The 13298-nt window shown below is 42.2% G+C and carries 13 protein-coding genes and 1 other annotated feature; of the genes, 11 read left to right on the top strand and 2 right to left on the bottom strand.

Going from position 1 to position 13298, the window contains the following annotated elements:
* Positions 1–4 precede the first annotated feature (4 nt).
* The 7 genes from lysA (at position 5) to IGK14_RS13855 (ending at position 6423) form a co-directional block, all read left to right on the top strand.
* Positions 5–1321, top strand: a complete 1317-nt coding sequence (lysA, locus tag IGK14_RS13885; RefSeq protein WP_010749977.1) for a diaminopimelate decarboxylase — start codon at positions 5–7, stop codon at positions 1319–1321.
* 23 nt (positions 1322–1344) lie between these two features.
* Complete coding sequence (gene dapF, locus IGK14_RS13880; protein ID WP_010749976.1) at positions 1345–2178, top strand: diaminopimelate epimerase; 834 nt, start codon at positions 1345–1347, stop codon at positions 2176–2178.
* Between the two features lie 92 nt (positions 2179–2270).
* Positions 2271–2505 (top strand) — a binding site (T-box leader).
* Positions 2506–2555: 50 nt separating this feature from the next.
* Entirely contained in the window at positions 2556–3413 is an 858-nt protein-coding gene (locus tag IGK14_RS13875; protein ID WP_010749975.1) for a MetQ/NlpA family ABC transporter substrate-binding protein, read from the top strand.
* A gap of 14 nt (positions 3414–3427) precedes the next feature.
* Entirely contained in the window at positions 3428–4453 is a 1026-nt protein-coding gene (locus IGK14_RS13870) for a methionine ABC transporter ATP-binding protein (protein WP_010749974.1), read from the top strand.
* Entirely contained in the window at positions 4446–5105 is a 660-nt protein-coding gene (locus IGK14_RS13865; RefSeq protein WP_010749973.1) for a methionine ABC transporter permease, read from the top strand. The genes IGK14_RS13870 and IGK14_RS13865 overlap by 8 nt, the downstream gene beginning before the upstream one ends.
* A gap of 183 nt (positions 5106–5288) precedes the next feature.
* Complete coding sequence (locus tag IGK14_RS13860; RefSeq protein WP_010749972.1) at positions 5289–5621, top strand: zinc ribbon domain-containing protein YjdM; 333 nt, start codon at positions 5289–5291, stop codon at positions 5619–5621.
* Positions 5622–5715: 94 nt separating this feature from the next.
* Positions 5716–6423, top strand: coding sequence for a zinc metallopeptidase (locus IGK14_RS13855; RefSeq protein WP_005228270.1), 708 nt, complete (start codon positions 5716–5718; stop codon positions 6421–6423).
* 71 nt (positions 6424–6494) lie between these two features.
* On the opposite strand, the gene IGK14_RS13850 is transcribed toward IGK14_RS13855, so the two are convergent.
* Both IGK14_RS13850 and IGK14_RS13845 read right to left on the bottom strand, forming a co-directional pair.
* Entirely contained in the window at positions 6495–7187 is a 693-nt protein-coding gene (locus tag IGK14_RS13850) for an HAD family hydrolase (protein ID WP_010749970.1), read from the bottom strand.
* Between the two features lie 2 nt (positions 7188–7189).
* The gene (locus IGK14_RS13845) at positions 7190–7975 is read right to left on the bottom strand and encodes a DeoR/GlpR family DNA-binding transcription regulator (protein ID WP_010749969.1); all 786 of its coding nucleotides are present in this window, start codon (positions 7973–7975) and stop codon (positions 7190–7192) included.
* A 236-nt stretch (positions 7976–8211) separates the two neighbouring features.
* Between IGK14_RS13845 and lacG the strand changes: the two genes are divergently transcribed.
* The 4 genes from lacG to IGK14_RS13825 are packed head-to-tail and all read left to right on the top strand — an operon-like array spanning position 8212 to position 13287.
* On the top strand, positions 8212–9612 hold the full coding sequence (gene lacG / locus IGK14_RS13840) for a 6-phospho-beta-galactosidase (RefSeq protein ID WP_010749968.1): 1401 nt from the start codon (positions 8212–8214) through the stop codon (positions 9610–9612).
* Between the two features lie 24 nt (positions 9613–9636).
* Positions 9637–9954: a PTS lactose/cellobiose transporter subunit IIA gene (locus IGK14_RS13835; protein ID WP_010749967.1), complete on the top strand. Its 318-nt coding sequence runs from the start codon at positions 9637–9639 to the stop codon at positions 9952–9954.
* Between the two features lie 12 nt (positions 9955–9966).
* A complete protein-coding gene (locus IGK14_RS13830) occupies positions 9967–11640 on the top strand; it encodes a PTS lactose transporter subunit IIBC (RefSeq protein WP_438712492.1) in 1674 nt (557 codons plus the stop codon).
* Between the two features lie 15 nt (positions 11641–11655).
* Positions 11656–13287 (top strand): glycoside hydrolase family 53 protein, encoded by a 1632-nt coding sequence (locus IGK14_RS13825; RefSeq protein WP_010749965.1) that lies wholly within the window; start codon positions 11656–11658, stop codon positions 13285–13287.
* The last annotated feature ends 11 nt before the right edge of the window (positions 13288–13298 follow it).

The raw sequence follows: 13298 nt of genomic DNA, 5'->3' as shown, positions 1-13298 counted from the left end.
AGCGATGGCAAAAGAAATCAAGAACAATCACTTATACATTGACGGTTGTGATACCGTTGAGCTGGCAAAAACCTTCGGAACCCCCCTTTACGTGTATTCCGTTTCGGAAATTCGCGAAGAATGCCAAAAGATTCAGGCGCAGTTTTTGACGCGCTACAGCAAGACACGGGCAGCCTATGCCGCTAAAGCTTTCTGCACCACAGCAATGCTGCAAGTGATCAAGTCAGAAGGACTCTCATTAGACGTGGTTAGCGGTGGAGAACTGTATACAGCGATCCAAGCTGATTTTCCAGCAGAACACATCGAGTTTAACGGCAATAATAAATCGATTGAAGAATTAGCAGCCGCCCTTGATTATGGCGTAGGACGGATCATCGTTGATGGCATTCAAGAAGTCGGCTTGATCCGCGCGTTATGTCAAGAAAAGCAAGTCGTTGCTAAAATTTTGTTGCGCATCACACCCGAGGTTTCGGTCAGCACCCATCAATTTATCTCGACCGGACAAAAAGATTCGAAATTCGGGATTCCTTTAGATGAAGAAATCTTATTTCCGTTAGTGGAAGAAGTGATTCAAGCACCTGAATTGGATTTCTATGGCCTGCATTTTCATGTCGGCAGTCAATTGTCGGACAATCGCTCACATCTAGCGGCAGTTGATGCGGCTTTGGCCCTTGTCCAAACCATTCATGAACGCTTTGATTATTGGATCAAAGAACTAAATGTTGGCGGCGGCTTTGGCGTTCGATACACAGATGCAGATATTCGCCAACCCTACAGCTACTTTTTAGATCCTGTGATGGAAAAAATCGACGCCTTTTATGCGCAGCACCAGAGCGAACGTCCGACCATCGTTATTGAACCTGGGCGCAGTATCGTCGCAGAAGCAGGTATCAGTTTGCACACCATCGGCAGTATCAAGACATTGCCGGGAATCAGAACATACGCCAGCATTGACGGTGGCATGACAGACAATATTCGTCCGGGTCTTTATCAGGCAACTTACACTGGGATCTTAGCCAACCGCGCTTCCGAAGCTGCGACACAAAAGATCACCATTTCTGGCAAAGCTTGTGAGAGCACGGACATCTTAGTAAAAGACCTTGCATTACCGCCCGTTGAAACTGGGGATCTGTTTGCTACGTTCGCAACAGGAGCTTATGGCTATTCGATGGCCAGCAGCTACAATAATTTACAGATTCCTGCAGTCGTCTTTGTGGAAAACGGCCAAGCGGAATTAGCCGTTAAACGCCAGTCCTACGAGCAAATGCTGCAAAATGAAGTGGTTCCTTCGTTTCTAAAAGAGGGAGCTTCCAGCAAGTAAAATTTTGAAAAGCAGGTGACAACATGACGATTCCTTATACAAAAATGCAAGGTGCAGGAAATGATTTTATCGTAATCGATAACCGCACATTGAAATTCTCCCATGAACAACTGTCGCAATTTGCTGCTCAGGTTTGCCATCGGAAATTTTCTGTTGGCGCGGATGCAGTCATGGCTGTGGATTTTCCCACAGGAACCGCTGATTTTCGGATGCGGTTTTACAATGCTGATGGGACCGAAGCAGAAATGTGCGGCAACGGCGCTCGCTGTATTGCCCGTTATGCCTTTGAGAAGGGAATTGCTGGCGAGCAGATGACCATCGAAACAGTTGCTGGCGATGTCCCCGCATGGCGCTTGTCGGCAAAACACTACAAAGTAACCTTGAATCCACCCACCGTGACTACATTTGATCAAGCGTACCCGAATCCAATGGTTTCATTCGTGGACTATGTGGAATTGGGTGATCCAGGAATCCCTCATGCGGTGGTTCACTATCCTGGTCTGGCAGAAACTGAGTTGGAACAGCTGGCTGAACTTGCCAAAGAGATACGCTATTGGGAGGTTTTTCCCAAAGGGGCGAATGTCAATTTCTATGAAGAAGATGACAAGGGTGATCTGATCGTTCGCACGTATGAACGAGGGGTGGAAGGTTTTACCTATGCGTGCGGCACAGGTTCTGGTGCCACTGCGTATGTCGTGACCAAACGTCACCAGCAATCGGCAGCGAATGTCTTGCTGCACGTGTTGGGTGGCGAGTTAACGGTAGAAGTTGATGTTGATCAGGGCGCATTAGAATTGATCGGCGATGCGGTTATGGTATCTGAAGGCTTGATTTTAGATGAGAATTTGGCTCTGTAAACACTGTGAAAATTATTGCAAAAAGATGATATTTTCGTGAAAAAAAGAATTGACATTCATTTGAGGCTATCGTATAGTTAAACACAACTTAAAAACACGCGATGATAAGAAGAGTAAGTCAGTTTCGATTGGATCAGAGAGCTCGGATTGGTGAGAAAGAGCACAGCCGTTTGACTGAAGATGGCCTTGGAGCGTTTGGACGTGAGCAAAAGCAAGCGTGCAGCGGGATTGCCCGTTACAGCAAAGCAGTTGATAAACTGATAAGGTTGGCAGCTTGTGCCAATGAATTAAAGGTGGTACCACGAACATGGTTGTTTCGTCCTTTCTCTATGATGGAGAAAGGACGTTTTTTTATTATAAAAAGGGGGAACTAAAAAATGAAACAGTTGAAAAAGGGAATCGTTGGGTTAGTTGCTGCTGCTGTCTTAATTACATTGGCAGCTTGTGGCAATACTAGCAGCACAGAGGATACACAGTCTGCTGAAAACAGTGTAGATGCAGTGGAAGAAAAAGTCGTTGGAGTGGCACCAGGACCATATGGCGATATGGTGACAGAGATGATCTCTCCATTACTGGAAGAAAAAGGGTATCAACTAACGACCAAAGTGTTTAATGATTATATTCAGCCGAACAATGCCTTGGCGAATGGCCAAATCGATGCCAATTTGTTTCAGCATACGGCCTATCTAGAAAAATTTTCGGCAGATAACCAGTTATCTCTTACGGCATTACAAAAAGTGCCAACATTGGGAATGGGCATCTATTCGAAGCAACTGTCCAGCTTGGATGAGTTAGCAGACGGGGCGACTGTTTCGATTGCCAATGATGCCTCAAATTTAGCTCGGACCTTGCAACTGTTAGCTGCCAATGAGTTGATCACCATCGCAGACAATATCGACGAAACGAAGGCAACGGTGAATGATATCGAAGAAAATCCGAAGAATCTGACATTTAAAGAATTAGACGCAGCCCAATTGGCTCGTTCGTTAGATACAGTCGATTTAGCTTTAGTACCAGGAAACTTCGCTTGGGCAGCTTCTCTTGATCCTGCAGATGCTTTGGCGTTGGAGTCGTTGAAAGAAGAATATAAAAATGTCTTTGTGGTGTCCACCGAAGAAGAAGACAGTGATTTTGCTAAGGCAGTTACGGAAGTATTAGAAAGTGATGCATTTAAAGAAGCGATTGCCGAATCACCGTTCAGCAACTTTGATCAACCGAAATTTTGGACTGAGTAAGAAGGGCATATCTTATGGCAAAAATAGAAGTAAAACAAGTATCAGTGACATTCACTCATAAAAAACAAATCAAAAAAGCAGTGGATTCCGTTGATTTTTCCGTTCAAGCTGGAGAAGTATACGGGATCGTCGGATTGAGCGGGGCTGGGAAAAGTACCTTGGTTCGTACGTTGAATCTACTGCAGGTGCCCTCTAGCGGTCAAATTCTGATTGATGGTCAAGACATCACGCAAGCCAAAGGCAAACACTTGCGTGAAGTACGACAAAAAATCGGGATGATCTTTCAGCATTTCAATCTGATCCATAATCGAACCATCAAGGAAAATTTAGCCTTTGCTTTGCGCGCTGGTGATTATCCGAAAGATCAGCAAGAAGCGAGGATCAAGGAACTGTTGGAAATGGTGGATCTGCCTCACAAAATTCACGAGTATCCGAATAATTTGTCTGGGGGAGAAAAGCAACGAATCGGCATTGCACGAGCGATTGCCAACGAACCTGAGATTTTGTTGTGTGACGAAGCTACCAGTGCGTTAGATGTTGAAACGACTGAAGAAATTTTGAAATTATTGATCCGAATCAAGGAACAGACAGGCATCACCATCGTCTTTATCACTCATGAATTGGATGTTGCCCGTAAGTTTTTTGATCGGGTGGCAGTGATGGAAAAGGGGCGCATCGTTGAAGAACAAACGACCTATGGCTTGTTCAGTCAGCCTAAACAGCCTATTACGAAAAAACTGGTAGGCCGCTACTTGGATCTGACGCTTCCTGAAGAGATTCTAGCATCTTTCACGCAAGGTGACTTGCTGGAATTGCGCTACCAAGGTGAGTATACGTTAGAACCGCTGATTTCGACTGTAGCGAAAGCCTACGATGTGTCGATCAATATCATCCATGGGAAAATTGAGTATATCAAAAAAGATGTGATCGGTATTTTGTATATCTATTTGACGGGACCTGCCGAAGAAGCAGCAAAAGCCCAAGAACACTTAGCTGCGAACGTCTTTTCTCTAAGAAAGATAGGTGAGAAAAATGGCTGAAACGATTGAGATTTTAAAAACAAACCTGCCTCAAGCACTATGGGAAACATTCTTTATGGTGGGGACCTCAGCAATTATAGGAGTAGTTTTCGGCTTATTAATTGGATTAGTCCTGTTTTTAGTCGGCAGTAACCTTTTTCATAAAAATATTTTCTTGCATCATCTGGCCGATTTTGTCGTCAATGCAATCCGTTCGCTGCCATTTTTGATCTTATTGATTACGCTGATTCCGTTATCAGCGATGCTGATCGGTGATCCTTATACCCCAGCGGGTGGTGCGATTGCTTTATCGATTGCCGCGATTCCTTTTTACGCCCGAATCGCTGAATCCGCATTTGCCGAAATCGACTATGGCGTCCTTGAAGCCAGCGTCGCTTCTGGAGCATCGACGGGACAGATCGTTCGCGAAGTGATTTTACCAGAAAGTCTGCCAGCTTTGATTCGTGGATTTGTGCTAACTTTGATCAGTCTTTTAGGCTACTCAGCGATGGTGGGAACAATTGGCGCAGGCGGCATTGGCGATTTAGCAATTCAGTATGGTTATTATCGCTATGAAACGGCGATTTTGATTGTGGTGATTCTCCTGCTGATTCTTCTGGTACAAATCATCCAGTGGGTCGGCGATGCTTGTGCGAATCATTTCTCAAAATAATATCCAACGCTTTGTAGTTCCTTTTCGAATACACTTGAGTTATCGCTTCTGTTATTACTCTACAGAAGCGATTTTTTTTACTTACAGGTCACTGATTTTTGGTTGCACCTCTAATGGTTTTTCGGTATGCTGATGGTGAGTTGTTTTTTTACAGCGAAAATTATATTTTAAAGGAGCAACACTATGACTCAAATTCCTAACTGTCCAAATTGCCAATCTGAATACGCTTATGAAGACCGTGGGCTGTTTGTTTGTCCTGAATGCGGAAACGAATGGCAAGAGCAACAAGCGATGGAAGAAGCACCCGTATATAAAGATGCCAACGGCAATATTTTAGTCGATGGCGATACAGTAACGGTCATCAAAGACTTGAAAGTCAAAGGCGCATCTGGCGCCATCAAACAAGGAACGAAAGTGAAAAACATCAAATTAGTCGAAGGCGACCACAACATTGATTGCAAGATCGATGGCTTCGGCGCAATGAAACTAAAATCAGAATTTGTAAAAAAAGGTTAAAAACAAAATCTTCCAGTCATCTTCATAATTTTTTCACCACTTTAATGGTAAAATAAGGTCAAAGATTAAAAGGGGGAATTTTATCGTGTATGGTATGGGCGGATACGGGTTCGGCTTTTTTTATGACCCGACTTTCATTCTTGTAATTATCGGTATGGTGATTTCGCTAGCAGCGTCAGCGTACGTCAAAAGTACCTTTAACAAATATGACAAAGTCAGAAGTAAAAATAATATTACCGGCACAAAAGCGGCGCAGTACATCTTGCAAAGCCAAGGAATCAATAATGTGGGTGTGCAAGCGATCGCTGGTGATTTGACGGATAATTACAATTCTGGCAACAAAATGCTGAGTTTATCGCAATCCACTGCACAATCAACTTCGGTAGCAGCAATCGGTGTTGCGGCCCATGAGTGTGGACACGCAGTCCAAGATGCCAAAGGTTATTTTCCTTTGCGTTTGCGTCATGCGATCGTACCGATCGCTAATATCGGAACCAGCATCTCGATCCCATTGATTTTGATTGGGGTCCTATTACGAGGATCGTTTCTGATCAACTTAGGCTTGTTGGCTTTCTCATTGGCGTTTATTTTCCAATTAGTGACCTTGCCAGTCGAGTTCGATGCCTCAAAACGGGCGATCCGTATTTTGGCAGATGGTGGCTTGTTAACAGAAGATGAAGTACCACAAGCAAGAAGAGTGCTCTTTGCCGCAGCGTTGACGTATGTCGCAGCTGCCGTAGCAACCTTATTGCAGCTCTTACGTTTGATTATTTTATTCGGTAATAACAACCGTCGGAATTAGAAAATGGAAACAAATAATAACAAAGTGGCTCAATCAAGATTTCTTGGTTGAGCCGCTTTTTGTATGGAATATTATGATTTAACGAAAACTTTTGACAGGTGCTCTGTCCAAAAATCAGTAAAATCTTTGATGGTTCCATCTTTATTTAGCTGTGCCTGTTCAAATACTGATTTATTCTTACCGAATGGATCAATTGCGATAATTGTTCCAATCCCAGCACGCTTGGCAGCAAGCAAACCTGAATAAGCATCTTCGATAACAAGACAATCTGCAGGAGCTAAGCCCAATTTGCCAGCCGCTTTAAGAAAAATATCCGGTTGCGGTTTTCCAGGAAAAGAGCCATCGTCATAGACGATCTTATCCCAATCAAACCAGCGAGCTAAATCGAAAGTATCAAAATAAAAAGCAACATTCTCTTTAACAGTAGCGGTGGCGATCGTTAATGGAATCTGCTGGTCAGTCAGCTGATCAAGAGTCGCTTCAAGCCCCTTTGTCAATTGGAGATCGTTCTTATTTTGCAAGCAAAGCATACGATAATAGCTTTCTTTTTCTTCTGACAATACGGCGATCTCAGAGGCGGTCAAATGTTCTGAAATGAAATGTTTTAAAATCTCCGTATTCGTTCGACCATGGATATTTTTTAAAATATCCTCATCTGATAAACCATCTTTTGTATGATCATGAATCATGTGCAGCCAAGCAGCTTCATGTAGATGAGAGTCCAAAAACATTGTTCCGTTGAAATCAAAAATAATCCCTTTCATAGTTACGCTCCTATAGTGGTATTTTCGGTTGAATCAGCAATTTGCAGATCGACATATTGTGCATAGTGCTCTTGAACCTCTCGCGAGATCTGGCGATCCGTAATGAGTAAATCGAAATCATGTAAATTATAAAACACATAAAAATCATCGCGATTGAACTTTTTGTTATCAACGAGCAGATATTTCTTGCGAGAATTATTTAATGCGATCTGCTGCGCTTCTCCTTCTTCTGTACTGTAAGTAGAAATTGCTTCGTTGTGAACGCCATTTGAACTGATAAATGCTTTTGTAAACTTTAGTCTTCTTAAATTGTCGTTGGTGATTGGTCCAACAAATGCGCCGGTATTTTTACGGAAATCACCACCAATTAGTAAAATTTCTGGTCCATCTGCTTGCGCAAGAATATCAAAAACCGGGTAATTGTTTGTAATAATCCGAATTTTCTTGTTCAGTAAATGGGTCGCCAAAAGTTCGATTGTTGTACCTGGTCCTAAAAAAATTGTTTCGCCTTCTTGAATTGAGGAGGCTGCTGCGGCAGCAATTTCTTTTTTTTCTTGAATCTGCAGAGTGGCTTTTTCGGTGTGAGAAAGTTCTTGATCTAAAGTGTAGGAAAGACTTTGCGCCCCTCCATGGACACGTAGCAGCTTGCCCGATTTTTCTAATTCATCTAAATCTCTGCGAACGGTCATATCAGAAACATCTAATTGATTGATGATTTCATTAACGGTAAGGATTCCTTTTTTATTGACCATTTCTACGATAGTAAACAATCTTTCTTTTTTCAGCATCGTCTTCACCTCTAATTTAAGGATAATCTACCATATAATCGGATAACAGTCAATCTGTTTCAAACAAAAACAAACAATTATTTGCGTGATACATGTTTATTTCAATGGTTTTTATCATTTTTTTCGATTTTTGTGATTATTTATGTTTGTTTTTGTTGACAAATGTTTTGGATGCGATTACAATTCAATCAGTTAGAAAGTGTGGAAACTGATTATAGATTTGAGGAGAGATGTACATGCTTAAATTACCAGAAGATTTTATTTTTGGTGGAGCCACAGCAGCCTATCAGGTTGAAGGAGCCACTAAGGAAGGCGGCAAAGGCGCTGTTGCTTGGGATGATTTTTTAGAGGAACAGGGTAGATTCAGTCCCGATCCGGCAAGTGATTTTTATCATCAATATGCAAAGGATATTGAATTGTGTGAACGATTTGGTGTGAATGGGCTAAGATTATCCATTGCATGGAGTCGAATTTTTCCTGATGGTGATGGGGAACCGAACCCAGAAGGAATCGCTTTTTATCATCGTGTGTTCGAAGAATGTGCGAAAAGAAACGTAACGCCGTTTGTGACATTGCATCATTTTGATACCCCTAAACGTTTGTTTGACCAGGGAGATTTTTTGAATCGAGAAACAATAGAAGCATTCGTTTCCTATGCCATTTTTTGTTTTCATGAATTCAAAGAAGTGAAAGTGTGGAGTACCTTTAATGAAATCTATCCTGTTGCGACCAATCAATATTTGTTAGGCGTTTTCCCGCCAGGAATCAAATATGATTTTACAAAAATCATCGCCTGTCTTCATAATATGATGGTTGCCCATGCACGTGTAGTGAACTATTTCAAAGAAAACGAACTTCCAGGCGAAATCGGTGTCGTTCACTCATTGGAGACGAAATATGCGGCAACAGATGCTCCAGAAGATAAGCATGCAGCCTTTTTAGACGATGCATTGTCGATCCGCTTCTTATTAGATGCTACTTATTTAGGCTATTATTCAACTGAAACCTTGACTGCTCTTGATGAGATATGTGAAGCAAATCAGGCCAGCTATCATTTTCCTGAAGAAGATTTTGTCGAATTGAAAAAAGCCTCCACGCGTAATGACTATTTAGGGATCAATCACTACCAATGCCATTTTGTCAAAGCTTACGATGGAGAAAACGCGATCCATCATAATGGCACGGGTGAAAAAGGGACCTCTGTTTATAAAGTGAAGGGGATCGGAGAACGCATTTATAAAGAAGGAATTCCTCGAACAGATTGGGACTGGCTGATTTATCCAGAAGGGCTTTATGACTTGTTGTTGCGAATTAAAAGCGATTACCCGCATTACAACAAAATCTATATCACTGAAAACGGCATGGGGTATAAAGACCAGTTTGAAGATGGCATCATTATGGATCAGCCGAGAATCGACTATTTGAGAGTCTATTTGGAATCCTTAAGCAAGGCGATAACAGCTGGGGTAAATGTGAAGGGATATTTTTTGTGGTCGCTTATGGATCTTTTCTCATGGACAAATGGGTATAACAAAAGGTATGGCTTGTTTTATGTTGATTTTGAAACCCAGAAGCGTTACCCGAAAGAGTCAGCATACTGGTACAAATTAGTTAGTGAAACCAAAACGATTATTTAATAAGTAATAATGGAGGAAGAAAAGATGAATAAAGAGGAATTACAAATGCTTGGTTTTGAGATCGTTGCTTATTCAGGGGACGCTCGCAGTACATTATTGAAATTATTGAAAGAAGTAAGACAAGGGAACTTTGAGCATGTTGATTCAGCACTGAAAGAAGCCGACGAAAATTTAACCCTTGCACACAATTCGCAAACGAAAATTTTAGCGGAAGAAGCATCGGGAAAAGAGATGGAGATGGGATTCATTTTTATCCATGGACAGGATCATTTAATGACCACTTTGTTGCTGAGAGATCTGATTCAAGACTTTATTGCACTGTACAAGCAGAATCAAGGATAGGAGAAGAACGCTATGGATGGAATCATTAAACAAATCGAAAAAGGGAAACCGTTTTTTGAAAAAATCTCACGCAATAGTTATCTGGGAGCCGTTCGTGACGGATTTTTAACAGCGATGCCGGCTATTTTATTCTCAAGCATATTCATTTTGATTGCTGCGGTTCCTGAGATTTTTGGTTACCAATGGCCTGAAGCTGTCTCCACTTGGTTGTGGAAAGTCTATAATTATTCGATGGGGGTTGTAGGGTTACTTGTTTCAGCAACCACTGCTCGCTGCTTGGCTGATTCGATGAATCGCCGCTTACCGAAAAACAAAGTAATCAACACGACTTCTGTGATGCTGGCTTCTGTGGTAAGTTTCCTGTTGTTAAGCGTCTCTCCAATCGAAGGCGGATTTTCAACGGAATACATGGGGACAAAGGGGCTTTTGGCGTCCTTTGTCGCTGTATTTTTAACAGTTAATTTATATAAGTTTTGTGTGCTGAAAGATATTACCATTAAGATGCCTAAAGAAGTTCCTGGTACGATTTCGCAAACCTTCCGAGATATTTTTCCTTTCTCTTTTTCAGTATTTGCGGCCGTTTTAATTGATTTAGGTATTCGGCAAATTTTCCAAATCTCATTTGCAGAAGCAATCATTACTGTGCTGCAGCCATTATTCACAGCAGCCGACGGTTATTTAGGAATCGCTATTATCTGGGGAGCGATGGCGCTATTTTGGTTTGTCGGTGTTCATGGACCGTCGATCGTGGAACCAGCAATTGCAGCAATTATCTATGCCAATGTGGAAACCAATCTGCAATTGTTCAATTCCGGTGAGCAAGCTTCAAAAGTACTGACAGTCGGTTTAGGAAATTTTGTAGGAACTATGGGAGGAACTGGGGCCACATTGGTCGTTCCTTTTATCTTCTTACTCTTTGCTAAGTCTAAACAATTGAAGGCAGTCGGGAAAGCTTCCTTTATTCCAGTAAGTTTTGCTGTCAATGAACCATTGTTGTTTGCAGCACCCATGATTTTGAATCCTTATTTTTTCATTCCGTTTTTGTTAACACCAGTTGTAAACGTTTGCTTGTTTAAGTTTTTTGTCGATGTGCTAGGCATGAACAGTTTTATGTACGTTTTACCTTGGGCAACTCCGGCACCGATCGGTTTGGTTCTAGGAACAGGCATGGGGGTGTTAGCCTTTGTTTTAGCAGCGGTTCTAATCGTCGTTGACTTCCTGATCTATCTACCATTTTGTAAAGCATACGATGCTGTTTTAGTAGAGCAAGAAGCACAAAAAGCGGAAGTGATCGCAACCGAAGAAGGTGCTTCTGCTGCTATACGTGAGGAAGTACCTGTGGCAGCGAGACAAATTATCAGCGATACAAATAAAGAAATCAATGTGTTGGTGCTTTGTGCTGGAGCAGGGACAAGTGCGATGTTAGCTAATGCTTTAAAAGAAGGTGCATCTGAATCGAAAGCACCGATCAGTGCAATGGCGGGTGCTTATGGTTCTCATTACGAAATGCTGAAGGATTTTGATATGGTGGTCTTAGCACCGCAAGTCAATTCTTACTATGATGATATCAAAGAAGATACCGATCGCTTAGGAATCAAGCTGGTTGCGACAAAAGGAGCAGAATATATCGGATTAACGAGAGATCCTGAAAAAGCCGTTCAATTTATTCTGAGCCAATTTCAATAAAGGAGGAGCAAATGAATGAAAAAGGGAGCTTGGTTGCGTAAAGTCGCTTTATTTGCAGCTGTGATAGGGACTTTGGGGGCTGTTTCAAAAACAGTTGAAGCATCTGCCAGCGAGTTTATTCGCGGAGCAGATATTTCAATCTTGTCAGATATGGAAAAATCTGGTGCAAAATATTATGAAGATGGTATTTCAAAAGATGCCTTAGAGATTCTAAAAAATAATGGTGTCAACTATGTTCGACTGCGTTTGTGGCAGGATCCTTATAATAGTAACGGAGAAAGTTATGGGGCAGGGACAAATGATCTGGAAACGACGATTGCCCTTGCAAAACGAGCAAAAAGTCTTGGACTCAACGTGTTGCTAGATTTCCATTACAGTGATTTTTGGGTTGATCCTGGGAAACAGAATGTTCCTAAAGCGTGGCAAGATCTGACCTTTGAAGAAATGAATACGGCATTGTATGACTATACAAAGAACGTTCTGTCGGAAATGAAGCAGCTAGACGTTTATCCTGATATGGTTCAGATCGGCAATGAACTGAATAGTGGCATGCTCTGGCCTTATGGCAAGTCTTGGGGAGAAGACGGGGGAGAGTTTGATCGATTGGCTACTTTTTTGAAGTCTGGTGTCCAAGCTGTTCGAGACACTCAACCTAAAACAACTCCAGTAATGCTCCACTTAGCTGATGGTGGCGATACAGGAGCATTTACTTGGTGGTTTGATGAAATCACCAGTCGGGGTGTGTCATTTGATTTAATTGGAGTATCGTATTATCCGTATTGGCACGGTTCAATGAATGAACTTCAAACCAATATGAATACGATCAGTCAACGGTATGGCAAAGAAGTGATCGTAGTTGAAACAGCTTATGGGCATACAACAGCGAATGCAGATACTATGCCAAATGCCTTTGGCGAAGCCGAAGCAGCGGCGGGGGGATATGAACCAACGCCGTCAGGACAAGCAGAGTATTTGCTGGATCTAGCCGATCGTATTCAAGCGGTGCCGAATGATCGCGGGGCGGGCTTCTTTTACTGGGAACCTCTTTGGTACAACGGAAACGTGAGTTGGGCAACACAAGCAGGTATGAATTATCTCGGTGTTCAATCCACTATGGGAAACGAATGGGACAACCAGGCGATGTTTGATTTTGCTGGAAACGCCTTGCCAAGCTTGCGTGCGTTTAAACAAGCAGGGACGCAAACAAATCTGGTTAAAAATGCAAGTTTCGAGAGCGATGGACCAACGACCAGTCCTTCTGATTTGCAAACGTGGTTTCAACAAGGAACAGCTGAAGGTACGATCAAAACGGAAGCAGGGACTTTTTTTGGAGACTACAAATTAACTTTTTGGAAGGACCAAGCTTACGAGGCATCAGCTTATCAAAATATTAGTGGCATCAGCGATGGAACTTACACATTGAGTGCCTACGTAATGTCTGGGGGAGAGTTTGATACCAATCAGTTATATATCAAAAATTATGGTGGAGCGGAACTAAATACTGCGGTTGATAAAACCAGTGAATGGACAAAAATTACAATCAAAGACATTCCAATTACAACAGGTGTTTGTGAAATCGGGGTTTATAGCAAGGCTTCAGCAAATGCTTGGACGAACGTTGATTTTGTTTCGTTGGTGAAACAATAGTCTAAGGATTG

The sequence above is a fragment of the Enterococcus sp. DIV0970a genome (assembly GCF_051711265.1).
GTDB lineage: Bacteria > Bacillota > Bacilli > Lactobacillales > Enterococcaceae > Enterococcus_D > Enterococcus_D casseliflavus.
Note: the sequence above shows the minus strand (reverse complement) of the source record. Positions and strands in the feature narration are given on the sequence as shown.